The sequence below is a fragment of the Pseudohongiella spirulinae genome (genome assembly GCF_001444425.1).
Lineage (GTDB): Bacteria > Pseudomonadota > Gammaproteobacteria > Pseudomonadales > Pseudohongiellaceae > Pseudohongiella > Pseudohongiella spirulinae.
Window position 1 is genome coordinate 2498269 of sequence record NZ_CP013189.1, and the last position, 15362, is coordinate 2513630.

Sequence of the window (15362 nt, forward strand, 5' to 3'; positions counted from 1 at the left end):
GCTATTGCGACAGAGAAGAGTCAGCGGTGTGTGCGGCGCACATAGGAAGCCGGATCGATGACACGGCCGTTTTTGTAGATTTCGAAATGGACGTGGGGACCGGTTGAGCGACCGGTGCTGCCGATCAGGGCTATTTGCTGTCCCTGCGCAACAACGTCGCCGGCTTCAACGAGGATTTCACTGGCATGCGCATAGCGCGTCAGATAACCATTGCCATGGTCAACTTCAACTGTTTTGCCATAACTGGGGAGTGTACCGGAAAATGTCACAACACCGGCACCCACACTGACGATGTCATCACCTTCTGCCCCGGCAAAATCAACGCCGTTGTGCCAGGCCAGGCGGCCAGTGAAGGGGTCTGTGCGACGACCATATGCAGAAGACATCCAGCCACTGACGACCGGCTTGCCACTGATTTCCTGCTCGGCCGTCAAGCGCTGATCACTGATCAACTCGCCAATCGTCTCCAATTGCTGACTGCGACGTTCTATTTCTTCTTCCAGACGATTGATGGCAACCAGAAAGTCAGGTTGCTGAACTGAACCAGAATCGGAGATCAACACTCCGCCGGCGGCGGGCGCCTGACTGAAATTGAACTCTTCAGGGTCCAGCTCTGCCACGGCAGTCAGTCGCTCACCCAGCGCATCGAGTCGGAGCAGGCGGGCCTGCAGCGAGGCCAGACGGGAGGTCAGCGCCTCCAACTGCAATTCAGCATTGCGACGCAGTTCGCCAACAGTCTGCGACTGCTCTTCAAGTCTCAGTTGCCACTCATCACTGGCTTCCTGGCTGACTATCTGTTCATTTTCTGACTGATTGATCGCCAGGTGATACCCGAGATAGCCCATGGCGACCGGTGCACCCAGCAAGCAAAGGGACAGCAGGCCCTTCAGCCAGCCCTTGATGACAATGGTGCGGCTGTGGCCATAACGCTGGTTGATCAGTATGAGTTTCATGTCTCGTCAGAGTCCCGCTCAGGCCGCCAGGCCGGCTTTGATGTAGGCGATGGGCACCTGTTCATTCGAGTCGAATGTGACCAGTTCCCAGCTATCAGGCTCGGCCTGCAGCTTACGCAGCAGGGCGTTATTCAGGGCGTGGCCGGATTTGTATCCTTTAAACTCACCCAGCAGGCTATGTCCAAGCAGATAGAGATCTCCAATGGAGTCCAGGATCTTGTGTTTGACGAATTCGTCTTCATAACGCAACCCATCTTCGTTGAGGACTTTGTAATCGCCCACTGCGATGGCGTTATCCATACTGGCACCCAGCGCCAGATTACGGTTGCGCAGTTCTTCAAACTCATGCATGAATCCGAATGTACGCGCGCGGCTCACTTCTTTTACAAAGGAGGTGCTGGAAAAATCGATGGTCGCTGACTTGGTGTAACGTCGGTATACCGGGTGATCGTAAAGCAGTGTGTAACTGACCTTGAATCCATCAAACGGTTCGATGCTGACGGTTTTGTCGCCGTCCTGAAGGCTCACCGGCCTGGTCACACGGACGAAATGCTTGGGTGCGTCCTGTTCTTCGATACCAGCCGACTGAATAAGGAATACAAAAGGGCCAGCACTGCCATCCATGATCGGTACCTCAGGGGCACTGACCTCAACATAGGCATTGTCGATACCCAGGCCTGACATCGCCGACATCAGATGTTCAATGGTAGAGACCCGCACACCGTCTTTAACAAGCGCAGTGGACAGGGTAGTCTCACCAACGAAATGCGCCAGGGCGGGGATCTCGGGACGCCCTTCCAGGTCTGTTCTGACAAAAATGATGCCGGTGTTGGCGGGTGCAGGACGAAGGGTTAAGTAGACCTTCTCACCCGTGTGCAGACCTACGCCTGTCGCTCGGATGACATTTTTTAAGCTGCGCTGCTTCAACATAGAGGGCATCTGTTCCGGGGAATGGTAATTCCGCTGGATGATATCAAATATCAACAAATAACCCAAACACTGATTAGCCCCCTGTGATGGCTACCAGCCCGGGGGGAGCCGCCTCCGGGCTGGTATCATGCTCAGTCCGCCTGACGGCGCAAGAATGCCGGTATATCCAGGTAATCCATGGCATCTTCGGCCCCGACCGCCTTGGCAAAGGTATTGCCCTGCGGCATGGTATGCGCTGTCGCGGCAGGTCGTGACCGCAGACCGGTACTGGCGGCCGGACTGGTCGCTGCACGGGTGGTATTGTCGACCACCTTGGTCGGACGCTGTTCAGCCGCTGCCACAGGACCCAACCCTGTCGCCACGACAGTAACACGGATTTCGTCACCCATCTCCGGATCGATCACCGTACCCACCACAACCGTGGCATCGTCAGAGGCAAATTCAGAGATCGTGTCTCCAACCTCAGAGAACTCACCCAACGACAGGTTTTCGCCCGCCGTAATATTCACCAGAATGCCGCGGGCACCATGCAGGTTGACATCTTCAAGCAAAGGACTGCGAATGGCGGCTTCCGCGGCCTCACGAGCACGCTCTTCGCCGGTCGCATACCCGGTGCCCATCATGGCCATACCCATTTCTGACATCACTGTGCGCACATCGGCAAAGTCGACATTGATCATGCCGGGACGAATGATCAGGTCAGCAATACCTTTCACGGCACCCTGCAGCACATCATTGGCTGCCTTGAACGCTTCCAGCAATGAGGCCTGTTTTCCCAGTACAGCCAACAATTTCTCATTGGGGATGGTAATCAGCGAGTCAACGTGCTGTGACAATTCCTCGATGCCACGGTCGGCAATGGCGGAGCGCTTTTTGCCTTCGAACGGAAACGGCTTGGTAACCACCGCCACAGTCAGTATTCCCAGCTCTCTTGCAACTTCGGCGAAAATCGGCGCGCCACCGGTACCAGTTCCGCCACCCATCCCAGCCGTAATAAAGACCATATCAGCGCCAGAGAGAATCTCGGCGATTTCTTCCCGGTCTTCCAGTGCAGCCTGACGACCGACCTCCGGATTAGCACCGGCACCCAGGCCTTTGGTGACCGTGCCACCCAGCTGCAGCAGGGTCTTGGCCTGCACGTCCTTCAATGCCTGCGAATCGGTGTTGGCGCAGACGAACTCAACACCCTCCACCTGATTATTAATCATGTGGCGGACAGCGTTTCCGCCACCACCCCCAACGCCAACTACTTTAATGACTGCATTTTGCGGAACACTTTCTAATAGTTCAAACATATCGGCCCCCTCGTTTTTAAAAGTTATCTTTCAGCCAGTTTCGGACGCGCTTGAACACATTAATCTGTGTGTCCTTGACAGCGACCGGACTATGACTTTTTTCCTGGTGTTGCTGTTGTTTCATTCCCCAGAGCAGTAAACCGACTCCGGTTGAGTAAATCGGATTGCGCACAATGTCCGCCAGCCCCTTGACGCTTTGCGGCATGCCCAGACGAACAGGCATATGAAATATCTCTTCAGCAAGCTCTATAACACCTTCCATTTTGCTTGTGCCACCGGTCAGCACAATGCCCGCCGCCAGCAAATTCTCGTAACCACTTCGTTGCAGCTCGGCCTTGACCATGGTGAACAATTCGTCGTATCTGGGCTCAACGACTTCGGCCAGCGATTGACGGGACAGCTCACGCGCCGGTCTATCACCGACACCTGGCACCTTTATCATCTCGCCGGCACTGGCGAGCTGGGTCAGCGCACAGGCGTATTTGATTTTTATTTCATCGGCATTATCGGTGGGTGTTCGCAGTGCCATAGCGATATCGTTGGTCACCTGATCGCCGGCCACCGCAATGACACCTGTGTGGCGTATGGAACCTTCGGTAAACACAGCGATATCCGTGGTACCACCACCAATATCCACCAGACAGACACCGAGTTCTTTTTCGTCATCCGTCAGCACGGCATAGCTGGATGCCAGCTGCTCCAGTATGATCTCTTCAGTTTGCAGGCCGCAGCGCTTGATGCACTTCTCGATATTCTGCACGGCGTTAATGGCACAGGTCACCAGATGGACCTTGGCTTCCAGACGCACACCCGACATGCCCAGCGGTTCTTTGACGCCTTCCTGAGAATCAATGATGTATTCCTGTGGCAGAATATGCAGCACGCGCTGATCGGCCGGAATGGCAACCGCCTGCGCGGCATCAATCACCCTGTCGATATCAGCGCGGGTCACTTCCCGGTCACGGATAGCAACAATCCCGTGTGAGTTCATACTCCGGATATGATTGCCGGCTATGCCCGCATATACGGAGTGAATACGGCAACCTGCCATCAGCTCGGCCTCTTCGACCGCCCGCTGAATCGACTCAACCGTCGATTCAATATTGACAACGGTGCCTTTTTTCAGGCCCCGCGAGCGGTGGCTGCCAATACCAACGATGTTAAGCACACCATCTTCTTTGACCTCACCGACAATCGCGACGACTTTGGACGTACCAATATCGAGTCCAACGATCATTTTGCTGTTTTCTGCAGCGCTCATAACTTACACCTGTCTATCGGCTCGCCACAGCATCTGAGGCTGCCGAGCGTTTGCTGACGGAAAAACCATTGCTGTAACGAAGGTCAATGCTGGCCACATCAGCCAGCTCCTTGTTTAATCCACGTCTGTAGGCATCGATAAACCGTGACAATCTGGCGTCAACCAATTCGCGGCCCAGGCGTATCGTGACCCCATCTGCCGTCTCCATCTGCCAACTGCCTCGCTCATCCACGGCCAACGCCCGGATCCTGAAACCTGCACTGGCGATAACATCGCCGAAGCGGCTGTAATTACTCAGCACCAGTGATTCACTGCCGGTGGGGCCTGATAGCTGAGGCAGCCCCTCTTCTCCGCCGCGCCATGGGGCGGCAAATACCATACCGTACTCGTTGATCAACTCTGACTCTTTCCATCGGGCCACTGCAATTTCTTCCTGCAGACTGATAACCAGAATGTCGGGCCACACACGACGCACACTGGCACTATGAATCCACGGATTCTGCTCCAACTCATCACGCAGGTCCTGCACGTCCACACCCAGGAAACCGGAATCGGTATACCTGGCCAGCAGCGATCTGACCTCCTGCTCAGTGACGTTTGTCAAAGGCGACTCCATTCGCACAGTATTGATCGCCCGATTAATGATTGGCCGATTAACCTGCGGCAGATTCAAACCAGGCCATTCGACGTCAGGCATGGCACTGACAATGAGGTCGCGATACTGGTAAGTCGCAATTATCGCCACGCCCGTCAGCGCCAGCATCAGGAACCAGCGCGGCAATCGAGCACGAGATACTGGAGAGTTCTCGCTATCATTTTGCACAGCATCACGTGCCCGACCTTCGGCGCGTATGGGCGCAAAATCAACCGGCGAATTCTGCCGATCATCATAGGCCGAGAATGATCCTGTTGAACGACGCTCACTCATGGTCACAGCTACTCTGCAATATATTGACAACCAGTTCCTCAAAGGAAATACCTTTGGCTGCTGCTGACATCGGCACCAGACTATGATCTGTCATACCTGGCACGGTGTTCAGTTCCAGCAACCAGAACCTTTCCTGTTTATCCTGCATCACGTCCACTCTGCCCCAACCGCAGGCGCCTAGCGCGTCGAATGCCGCCATACACAATGCAGACAGTTCAGCAGCTTTAGTGGCACTCAGAGGCGCGGGACAGAGATACTGCGTATCATTAGCTTTGTACTTGGCATCAAAGTCATAAAATTCATGACTGGTGTGTAACTGAATAGCGGGGTAAACCTCGCCATTTATAACTGGTACCGTGAACTCTTTACCGAATATTCTTTGTTCAGCCATCACGGCAGTATCAAACGCACGGGCTTTCAGATATGCCTGCTCCAGCGCATTGGCATCAGACACCATCGACATACCGATGCTGGATCCTTCATGAGACGGCTTTACGACCAACTCTCCAAGGTCTTCTGCCAAAGCCGTCCAGTTTGTACCATCTGTCAGAAACTCGCTTTTAGGTGTCGGCAGCCCTAGACTTTGCCAGATCAGCTTGGTTTTCATTTTGTCCATGGCCAGCGCAGAAGCCAGTACCCCGCTGCCGGTATATGGAATGCCTAGCGTTTCCAGAAAGCCCTGAATAGTGCCGTCTTCTCCGCCCCGACCGTGCAGCATATTAAACACTCGGTCTATTTTCAGAGCACGCAACTGATCATACAGATCTGCGTCCACATCTATTCCCATGGCATCAACACCGGCGCGCAGCAAACCCTGCAGAACAGCCTGACCACTCATCAGGGAGATCTCGCGTTCAGCGGACTTACCACCCATCAGCACCGCCACTTTGCCGTAGCGATCAAGAGCCGTCATGATTTCAACCCCTGCTGCACCAGAGATTTGGCAATACCACCCACACTGCCGGCACCCTGCGTGATCACAATGTCACCGTCTCTAACCATATCCATTAGTACATCCCTGACATCATCTTCGTGCTTGACAAATACCGGGTCGACTTTGCCGCGCATGCGAATACTGCGGCACAGGCTGCGAGCATCGGCTCCCGGAATAGCATCTTCACCGGCCGAATACACCTCCAGCATCAGCAACACATCAACCTCTGACAACACCTGAACAAAGTCGTCGTACAGATCCTTGGTTCTTGTATAGCGGTGCGGCTGATAAATCATGACGACCCGCGCCTCCGGCCATCCGGCACGAAGCGCCGCGATAGTCGCAGCAACCTCACTGGGGTGATGGCCGTAGTCGTCGAGCAACATAATCTGACCACCTCCGACAATAGGAAAGTGACCCTGAATTTCAAACCGTCTGCCTACTCCCTGGAACTTTCTCAGCCCTTCGATGATCGACTCATCATCCACACCTTCGTCTGTCGCGACGGCAATCGCTGCAGCGGCATTCAACGCATTGTGACGGCCCGGGATTGCCATGCTGATTTTCAGTGTCGCATTTCCTTCCGGACGTTTTACGTCGAACTTTGAATACTGCTCGGTCTGCTGCCAGTTAAGCACCTGGTAATCAGCCTGCTCAGAAAACCCATAAGTAATAATCGGACGCGCAACTCTGGGCGCGATGTCACGCACCACAGGATCATCAATGCACAATACTGCCAGACCGTAGAACGGCAGATTATGAAGAAACTCGATAAAATAACTCTTCAGCTTGTTAAAGTCGCCGTCGTAGGACCCCATATGATCAGCATCAATATTTGTGACAACTGCCACCATTGGCTGAAGGTGCAAAAACGATACATCACTCTCATCCGCTTCGCAAACCAGATAGCGACTTTCTCCCAGCCCGGCGTTGGCCCCTGCGCTGTTTAAGCGCCCGCCTATTACAAAGGTAGGCGCCAGACGGGCTTCCGCGAAAATTGAGGCTACAAGACTGGTGGTGGTGGTTTTGCCATGAGTACCGGCAATTGCAACCGCATGGCGATATCGCATCAGTTCCGCCAGCATCTCAGCCCGGGGAATGATTGGTTTGCCCTGTTCTTTCGCGTGCAACAGCTCGGGGTTATCTTTTCGCACGGCACTTGAATAAACGACTACGTCTGCCTGATCAGTGTTCGCAGCCGCGTGGCCAATAAATATCTCAGCACCCATTTTCTGCAGCCGCTCCGTCACACCAGATGCACGCAGATCGGAGCCCGTTATACGATAACCTTGATTCAGAAGCACTTCCGCAATACCACACATTCCGGCTCCACCAACACCGATAAAATGAATGGTTTTGATACGGCGCATCTCAGGCACCTGATAATAGCGAGAACGATCAGGCGACATGACACACCTCCTGGCAAACACGGGCCACCCTGGCACAGGCATCGGGATGTGCTGCGGCTCTGGCTGCTACAGACATCGTCTGCAACCGCGCGGGATCGGCCGCAAAAGATTGCAGTAATTGCGCCAGTTGCCCGGAATCAAGCATGTGGTCGGCGATAAGCACGGCGGCACCGGCATCCGACAGGTGACGCGCATTTGCTGTCTGATGATCATCGATAGCATATGGATAAGGCACTAACACGGACGGCAAACCTGCCACTGCAAGCTCAGATAAAGTACCCGCACCCGCGCGACAAATGATCAGATCAGCCCATTGGTAAGCCTCAGCCATATCATCAATGAATGGTGCCAATCGATACGCATCAGATTCACTCAGCTTGTAACGTTGGCACATGTCCATTGCCGATTGATACTTTTGTCTGCCGGTCTGATGCCAGACTTCAATATCAAGTTCCGGTTTTACTCGAGACACAGCCTCAATTACGTGCGTATTAAGATTGGCAGCACCCAGACTGCCGCCGATAACCAGCACATGGAGCTTGCCATCTTTGCAGAAAGAGCGCTGCACACTATACAAAGCTTCAATATCAGCGCGAACAGGATTGCCACTGCTGACAAGTTTTTTGGAGGGTTTGAACGTGCCAGTAAATGACTGCAGCACCGCCTGCGCAAACGGAACAAGAATGCGGTTGGTCGTTCCGGCCACTGAATTCTGCTCATGCAACACCAGGGGGCGACGTGATAACCAGGCAGCCAACCCACCCGGACCAGCCACATAGCCTCCCATACCCAGGACACAACACGGCTTGATCTGTTTCATCACTTTCAGCGCTGCCCAAAGCGATGTCAGCAGCATGATCGGTGCACTTAAAAGTGATATCAGGCGCTTACCGCGCAACCCCCTCACCGGCAATTGATGCAGAACGATATTGGTACCCGACAAGACATCATTTTCCATGCCCGTTGGTGTACCTAACCATTCGACATTGATACCCTCTGATTGCAAGCGCCGGGCAACCGACAACGCCGGAAAGATATGTCCACCGGTACCTGCAGCCATAATCAACACGGTCGGAGAACTCATTGCGAATCCTCCCGATGATCTCGTGGATTCTGCAATTCATAATCTATGCGCAGCAACAGACCCACCATGACAAAGCTGATCAACAGGCTGTTGCCACCGTAACTCAGAAAGGGCAGTGTCAGCCCTTTTGTTGGTAGCAATCCCGTATTGACACCAAAATTGATAAACGTCTGGGTGGCGAAAATCATCGCCAGCCCATACGCCACAAAGGCGCTGAACAACTGCTCTTGCTGCTGCGCCTGACTGCCCAGCTTGAGAGCCTTGACTATCAATACAGTGAAAAGACCAAGCACCAGCAGCACACCGGCAATACCTAACTCTTCTGCCAGAATGGACAAGACAAAGTCGGTGTGTGCCTCCGGTAAAAAATAAAGCTTCTGTATACTGTTGCCAAGACCAACACCGAACCATTCTCCCCGGCCAAAGGCAATCAGTGCTTGTGTCAATTGATAACCTTCACCATATACGTACTCCGCAGCCCACGGATTCAGGAAGGAGGTCAGTCGATTAATTACATAGGGTTTGCTGATGGCCAGGTAGGCAAAAGCCGCAAAACACAGCATTACCAGCAACATAAACCGATGCAGCCTGACACCACCCAGAAACAACAGCGTAAAGGTGGTCGCCATTATTATCACCATGGCTCCGTGATCTGGCTCAAAATGCAGCAGCACTACCGCTACCCCCATTATCACCATGGGCTTGAGGAAACCGGACCAGCTCAGTTGAACTTCATCGCGTCGACGTGACAGAAACGCAGCCATATACAGAACCATAAATACTTTTGTCATCTCAGAAGGCTGCAGGCGATAAAAACCCAGATCGATCCACCGGGCACTGCCATTTACCACCGTGCCGACCCCCGGAATCAGAACCAACACCAATAGCACCAGAGACAAAACCAGCAAAGCCGTACTAAGGCGATACCAGAGTTCCATGCTGACGTGCAACATAATCATCAACACGCCGACACCAACCCCGATGAAAAATACCTGGCGCTTGAAGAAGTAAAGTGGATCACCCGACTGGCTGTTGGCGATATCCATCGAGGCGGATGTCATGATCACCAGACCAACCCCCAGCAAAGCAATCATGACCAGCAGCAGCACATTCGGCATTGCCGCCTTGTCACTGACGGAAACTCTGACCGCGCCTCTGGATCTATTAATCAGACTAGTCACGACAGCGCCTCCACAGCGGCAACAAAGGCACGACCGCGATGAGCAAAGTCTTTAAACATGTCATAACTGGCACAGGCCGGTGACAACAATACGGCATCATTGTCATTGGCACTCTCTGCCGCCTCAAGCACCGCTTCCTCGATAGATGAGGCTCGCATGATATCTGTGCTGTCCTTGATAACCGAGGCCAGCAATGGAGCATCCTTGCCAATCAGAATCACGCGCTTGACATATTTGTCCAATAGCGGCAATAAGGGTGAGAAATCGGCACCTTTGCCAACACCGCCAGCAATCAGCACCAGCTCGCCGCGAGTGCGCTCAGCTACAGCCTGAATGGCCACCAGTGTGGCACCCACATTAGTACCCTTGGAGTCATTGTAATAATCCACGCCACGCAGATTTCTTACATGCTGGCAACGATGTGGCAGACCACCGAATTCCCGCAAAGTGGTAACCATGGCGCTCTCTGAGATACCGACGGCCTGGCCCAGCGCGAATGCGGCCATGGCGTTGCTCAGATTATGTCTGCCTGGCAGTCGTATATCCCGCGCAGGCATAATGAGATGATCACCCATCGCCACCCATGACTCACGCTCGTGCAACACCACACCCAGTTGATTATTGCCTGGCTCATCGCTACCAAACGAGCAGACCACCTGCTGCGCTGTCAGACTATTGTATAGCTCGGGGGTTTCGTCACGATTGATGACCGCCTGATGACAGGAGCGGAAGATACGCTTCTTGGCCTCAATATAGTCAGACATACTCTCGTAGCGATCCAGGTGGTCTTCGCTGATATTGAGTATCGTGGCGACTTCTGCCCCAAGTTTCGTTGTGGTTTCCAGCTGAAAGCTTGAGAGCTCAAGAATATACAGATCCTTGTTGCCCAGACGCAGCAGATCAAGCGCCGGCACGCTGGCACGTCCGTCAAGGTTGCCGCCGACTCCAATATTCAATCCTGACTGCCTTGCCATCTCTGCAACCAGTGTGACCACCGTACTTTTCCCATTGGAACCAGTTACTGCAACAATCGGCGCCTTGGCAGCTCGACTGAAAATGTCGATATCTCCCGTCACAGACACCCCGGCCGCAATGGCCTTGGCAATCTCGGGTGTTGCCTTGCTGACTCCAGGACTCAGAACAATTTCGCCCGCCTCCATCAGAGTGCTCTCGGAAAATTCTCCCAGTTCGACCTCAGCAAACGGAAACTCAACTTCAAACTCTGGCAGGCAGGGTGGGCTGAATCGATTATCGATAACCCGAAACGCCTCGCCTCGTTCATGGAAATAACGCGCGCACGACAACCCTGTCTTGCCCAGACCAACGATCACCTTGAATTTTGGTGCGTTGTTGTCACTCATTACCATGCTCGCCTGTATACAGCCTATCTGAGTTTCAATGTTGCCAGTCCGAACAGAACCAGCATCACCGTAATAATCCAGAACCGGACAATAACCCGCGGTTCTGGCCAACCCTTCAATTCAAAATGATGATGAATCGGCGCCATTCGAAAAATTCGTTTGCCGGTCAATTTGAACGATGCCACCTGCAGGATGACCGAGACCGTTTCCATGACGAATATTCCACCCATGATGAACAACACGATTTCGTGGCGTGCAATTACGGCGACAATCCCCAGCGCCGCGCCCAATGCAAGCGCACCGACATCACCCATAAAAACCTGTGCGGGATAAGTGTTAAACCACAAAAATCCAAGTCCGGCGCCCAGCATTGCACCGCAGAAAATGACCAATTCACCAGCACCACTGACAAACGGAATTCGCAGATAAGCGGAAAATTCGGCGTGACCGGCCAGATATGCAATAATTCCCAGCGCCCCACCGACCATGACTGTCGGCAAGATAGCCAGGCCATCCAGACCATCGGTCAAATTGACCGCATTACTGGCACCAACAATGACAAAATAAGTGATGACGATGTAAAGAAGCCCAGTCTCTATAGCAACGTCTTTGAAAAACGGAACAATATAGGCAGTCTGTACCGGGTCAGTTGCATTTGTATACAGAAACACCGCAGCACCCAGACCCACAACAGATTGCCAAAAGTACTTCCAGCGGGCAGGCAGACCTACGGGATCTTTACGGAAAACTTTTCGGTAGTCGTCGACCCAGCCAATCGCCCCGAACATCAATGTCACCAGCATGACTACCCAGACATAGACATTGCGCAGATCTGCCCAAAGCAATGTGCTGAAGGCGATACCAACCAATATGAGGGCGCCGCCCATCGTTGGCGTACCTGCTTTGCTGAAATGACTCTCCGGACCATCCGAACGCACAACCTGGCCTATTTGATGCCTGTTCAGACGCCTGATCATCGCTGGCCCGACCATTAACGCAACAATCAATGCGGTCAAAATACCCATGATGCCGCGCACAGTAATATACTGAAACACCGTAAAGCCGCTGTTAAACTGGGACAGGTATTCGGATAACAGTACCAGCATCAGTGCATCTCCCCTTCAGACAGGTAATCAGCAGCTACATCCATGCCGGCACTACGCGACCCCTTGATGAGCACTAACACGGCATTATTCATGGTCTGCCGCGCGTATTCACACAGCTGTTCAACAGTCTCAAAATGTTTGGCGCCTTCACCAAACGCACCGCTGGCGTAACGACTGAATTCACCGACAGTCCAGAGCCTGGTAACACCCGCTTGTCTGGCGTATCGACCAACCTCCTGATGAGCTGAGACAGCCTTGCCGGCCAATTCAGCCATATCACCCATAATGACTATGCTCGATTTTTTGCTTTGCTCGGCAACGTCTGACAATACGTCTATTGCCGCCCTAAACGAAGACGGACTGGCGTTATAAGAATCATCCAGCAAGGCTGCACCCTGTATTCCCTGTCGCGGGCACAATCGACCTGCAACTGGCTTGACTGCTGCCAGGGCATTTCTGACAGACTGCAGAGCGGCTCCAGCTTCAACTGCAATGGCTGATGCAGCGACTGCATTGGCTACGTTGTGACGTCCCGGCAATGCCAGAAAACATTCCACAGCCCCGGAAGGTGTATGCAAGCGGAAGCGCATACCATCTGCTTCGGCTGTTACATTATCGGCAAAATAGTCGGCATTATTCTTCTGAACCGAAAACAGGCGCACGGTGCGGTGGGCCGCCCGATTCACCCATATTTCACAGGCCGGGTCATCCGCATTAAGAATCACAGTTTGCGTGGCTGACGCTGAATCGATAATTTCGCCCTTGGCCTGCACCACTCCCTCAAGACTTCCGAAACCTTCCAGGTGTGTTTCCGCCGCATTATTCAATAAGACAATCTGCGGATTAGTCATGGCCACCGTGTGAGCAATTTCACCTGCGTGATTGGCACCCAATTCGATAACCGCGCGCTCATGCTCACTACCGAGACGCAATAACATTAACGGTGCGCCGATGGTGTTATTCAAATTACCTTCCGTCACAAGCACTTTGAACTGCTCGCGGAGGATAGCTCCTGCCATTTCTTTCACACTGGTTTTACCCTGACTGCCGGTAACGGCTGCGATCACGGCGGTGGATCGGTTACGATTCAAATTACCCAGCCAGCCCAGCGCTTTTTCTGTGTCATCCACAATCAGTTGTGGCACAGACACATCTTGCTTTTTCGAGACAATGACAGCTGACGCACCCGCTGCCGCTGCCTGTTTCACGAATCTGTGGCCATCAAAGTTGTGTCCCGTCAGAGCAATAAATAATTCACCTGACACAATAGTACGGGAGTCAGTACTTACCTGCGTGAAGCAGACATCCTCACCGATGCGCTCAGCACTCATGACTGCCTGCAGATCTGAAAGGCAAAGAGAGCCAATCACTGGACACCTCCGCCTTTAACTGCTTCTGCCGCCCGATCCTGCAAGGCCAGCCGAACCTGGGCAGCATCACTGAATGCCATTTTTTGTCCGGCAACATCCTGATAACACTCATGTCCTTTGCCGGCTATCAGAACCAGATCTCCAGCCTTTGCTGAGCGGATAGCGGACTCAATAGCCCTGGCCCGATCGCGCTCCACTGCAACCCTGGATTTATCTGAGAAACCAAACATAATCTGCCTGACAATATCGTCGGCGTTTTCATTGCGTGGATTGTCATCGGTCACAATGATCTGATCCGCGAGCTGATCCGCCACTTCTGCCATTAATGGACGCTTACCCTGATCACGGTTACCGCCACACCCGAACACACACCATATTTGCCCTCTGGTATGCTGGCGCGCAGCCTCCAGGGCACATCGCAAACCATCCGGGGTATGCGCATAGTCAACAACGGCAGAAACGCCGTCGACGTTGCCGATCAGCTCCATGCGTCCGTTAACCGGACGCAAACTGGCAATCTGGCCAACAACAGACTGAAAATCCATTTCCTCTGGCAGTGTCATGACGGCTGTCAGGGCCGCCAGGATATTGCTGAAATTAAACGCGCCCAATAGATGGCCGGTCACGCTGGCAATACCCCACGGACTGTTGATGATGGCCTGGAATCCATCGGCCGTGAAAGTCAGCTCCTCTGCAAACACATCAGCTCGTTTGCTGTGCAGACTATAAGTGAAACTTTGCGCAGATCTTGGCAAGGCATTCAGCATGGTTGCCGCATAACTATCATCGGCATTAATGACGGCAACGCGCAAATCTTCATGCTCGAATAATTTGCGTTTGGCTTCGGCATAAGCGGCCATGCTGCCATGATAGTCAAGATGGTCACGGGTAAGATTGGTAAACACCGCGGAATTAAACACTGTGCCGCTCACCCGGTGCTGATGCAGCCCTTGTGATGACACTTCCATGGCGACAACTTTGGCATTGTTTCTGACAACGTCTGAAAGCGCCTGTTGCAAAACAATTGCGTCCGGCGTGGTAAAACCTGTATCACACAATTGAGGAAATACACCGTAACCCATAGTGCCAATAACACCACAGGTTTTATCCAAACCAGCAAGTATTTGAGCAATAAACTGAGTGCAACTGGTTTTGCCATTAGTGCCAGTTACACCAATAACTGGCAAGCGACGTGAAGGGTAATTGTAGAATCGGGCTGCCAATTCACCAATCCGGCGACGCAGATTATCAATCGCCAGTACAGGCACTTTACCCGTCATCCTGAGACCGTGCCAGTCACCACCCGCATCGGCAAGCACAGCAACGCAGCCCTTACTGATTGCAACATCGATATAATCACGAGCGTCATGATTCTTGCCAAATAAAGCAACAAAAACCTCGCCCGCCTTTAGCTGCCTGCTGTCCATGTTCAGTCCGCTGACAGTGATGCCAGCAACTGAATCATCCAGCAATCCCTGCATCTCCGGACAATCAGATAATAACTCAGCCAGACTGGGCAAGGGCGATGATTGACGAACAGTATTCATACC

At 53.1% G+C, this 15362-nt stretch carries 13 protein-coding genes; all 13 read right to left on the minus strand.

Annotation, left to right across the window (positions count from 1 at the left end; all coding sequences use genetic code 11):
• Window positions 1-20: 20 nt before the first annotated feature.
• Window positions 21-953, minus strand: a complete 933-nt coding sequence (locus PS2015_RS11470; RefSeq protein WP_058022368.1) for a M23 family metallopeptidase — start codon at window positions 951-953, stop codon at window positions 21-23.
• Window positions 954-971: 18 nt separating this feature from the next.
• Window positions 972-1883 (minus strand): UDP-3-O-acyl-N-acetylglucosamine deacetylase, encoded by a 912-nt coding sequence (gene lpxC / locus PS2015_RS11475; RefSeq protein ID WP_058023313.1) that lies wholly within the window; start codon window positions 1881-1883, stop codon window positions 972-974.
• Window positions 1884-2014: 131 nt separating this feature from the next.
• On the minus strand, window positions 2015-3178 hold the full coding sequence (gene ftsZ / locus PS2015_RS11480; RefSeq protein ID WP_058022369.1) for a cell division protein FtsZ: 1164 nt from the start codon (window positions 3176-3178) through the stop codon (window positions 2015-2017).
• Between the two features lie 16 nt (window positions 3179-3194).
• A complete protein-coding gene (gene ftsA / locus PS2015_RS11485) occupies window positions 3195-4439 on the minus strand; it encodes a cell division protein FtsA (RefSeq protein ID WP_058022370.1) in 1245 nt (414 codons plus the stop codon).
• Between the two features lie 13 nt (window positions 4440-4452).
• Entirely contained in the window at window positions 4453-5367 is a 915-nt protein-coding gene (locus PS2015_RS11490) for a cell division protein FtsQ/DivIB (protein WP_058022371.1), read from the minus strand.
• Window positions 5360-6280, minus strand: coding sequence for a D-alanine--D-alanine ligase (locus tag PS2015_RS11495; RefSeq protein WP_058022372.1), 921 nt, complete (start codon window positions 6278-6280; stop codon window positions 5360-5362). The genes PS2015_RS11490 and PS2015_RS11495 overlap by 8 nt, the downstream gene beginning before the upstream one ends.
• Window positions 6277-7710, minus strand: a complete 1434-nt coding sequence (gene murC / locus PS2015_RS11500; protein ID WP_058022373.1) for a UDP-N-acetylmuramate--L-alanine ligase — start codon at window positions 7708-7710, stop codon at window positions 6277-6279. The genes PS2015_RS11495 and murC overlap by 4 nt, the downstream gene beginning before the upstream one ends.
• The gene (gene murG, locus PS2015_RS11505; protein ID WP_058022374.1) at window positions 7700-8794 is read right to left on the minus strand and encodes an undecaprenyldiphospho-muramoylpentapeptide beta-N-acetylglucosaminyltransferase; all 1095 of its coding nucleotides are present in this window, start codon (window positions 8792-8794) and stop codon (window positions 7700-7702) included. Before murG ends, murC begins: the two co-directional genes overlap by 11 nt.
• Window positions 8791-9975, minus strand: a complete 1185-nt coding sequence (gene ftsW / locus PS2015_RS11510) for a putative lipid II flippase FtsW (protein WP_156412728.1) — start codon at window positions 9973-9975, stop codon at window positions 8791-8793. Before ftsW ends, murG begins: the two co-directional genes overlap by 4 nt.
• On the minus strand, window positions 9972-11336 hold the full coding sequence (gene murD / locus PS2015_RS11515) for a UDP-N-acetylmuramoyl-L-alanine--D-glutamate ligase (RefSeq protein WP_237113320.1): 1365 nt from the start codon (window positions 11334-11336) through the stop codon (window positions 9972-9974). Before murD ends, ftsW begins: the two co-directional genes overlap by 4 nt.
• Before the next feature lie 23 nt (window positions 11337-11359).
• Entirely contained in the window at window positions 11360-12442 is a 1083-nt protein-coding gene (mraY, locus tag PS2015_RS11520) for a phospho-N-acetylmuramoyl-pentapeptide-transferase (protein WP_058022377.1), read from the minus strand.
• Window positions 12442-13812 (minus strand): UDP-N-acetylmuramoyl-tripeptide--D-alanyl-D-alanine ligase, encoded by a 1371-nt coding sequence (locus PS2015_RS11525; protein WP_058022378.1) that lies wholly within the window; start codon window positions 13810-13812, stop codon window positions 12442-12444. Before PS2015_RS11525 ends, mraY begins: the two co-directional genes overlap by 1 nt.
• On the minus strand, window positions 13809-15359 hold the full coding sequence (locus tag PS2015_RS11530) for a UDP-N-acetylmuramoyl-L-alanyl-D-glutamate--2,6-diaminopimelate ligase (RefSeq protein WP_058022379.1): 1551 nt from the start codon (window positions 15357-15359) through the stop codon (window positions 13809-13811). The genes PS2015_RS11525 and PS2015_RS11530 overlap by 4 nt, the downstream gene beginning before the upstream one ends.
• Between the last annotated feature and the right edge of the window lie 3 nt (window positions 15360-15362).

Bases quoted from the DNA above. Each gene is read 5' to 3' on its own strand.
- PS2015_RS11490 (WP_058022371.1), bottom strand. From the start codon at position 5,367: ATGAGTGAGCGTCGTTCAACAGGATCATTCTCGGCCTATGATGATCGG.
- mraY (WP_058022377.1), bottom strand. From the start codon at position 12,442: ATGCTGGTACTGTTATCCGAATACCTGTCCCAGTTTAACAGCGGCTTT.
- murD (WP_237113320.1), bottom strand. From the start codon at position 11,336: ATGAGTGACAACAACGCACCAAAATTCAAGGTGATCGTTGGTCTGGGC.
- ftsZ (WP_058022369.1), bottom strand. From the start codon at position 3,178: ATGTTTGAACTATTAGAAAGTGTTCCGCAAAATGCAGTCATTAAAGTA.
- murC (WP_058022373.1), bottom strand. From the start codon at position 7,710: ATGTCGCCTGATCGTTCTCGCTATTATCAGGTGCCTGAGATGCGCCGT.
- ftsA (WP_058022370.1), bottom strand. From the start codon at position 4,439: ATGAGCGCTGCAGAAAACAGCAAAATGATCGTTGGACTCGATATTGGT.
- PS2015_RS11470 (WP_058022368.1), bottom strand. From the start codon at position 953: ATGAAACTCATACTGATCAACCAGCGTTATGGCCACAGCCGCACCATT.
- PS2015_RS11495 (WP_058022372.1), bottom strand. From the start codon at position 6,280: ATGACGGCTCTTGATCGCTACGGCAAAGTGGCGGTGCTGATGGGTGGT.
- PS2015_RS11530 (WP_058022379.1), bottom strand. From the start codon at position 15,359: ATGAATACTGTTCGTCAATCATCGCCCTTGCCCAGTCTGGCTGAGTTA.
- lpxC (WP_058023313.1), bottom strand. From the start codon at position 1,883: ATGTTGAAGCAGCGCAGCTTAAAAAATGTCATCCGAGCGACAGGCGTA.
- murG (WP_058022374.1), bottom strand. From the start codon at position 8,794: ATGAGTTCTCCGACCGTGTTGATTATGGCTGCAGGTACCGGTGGACAT.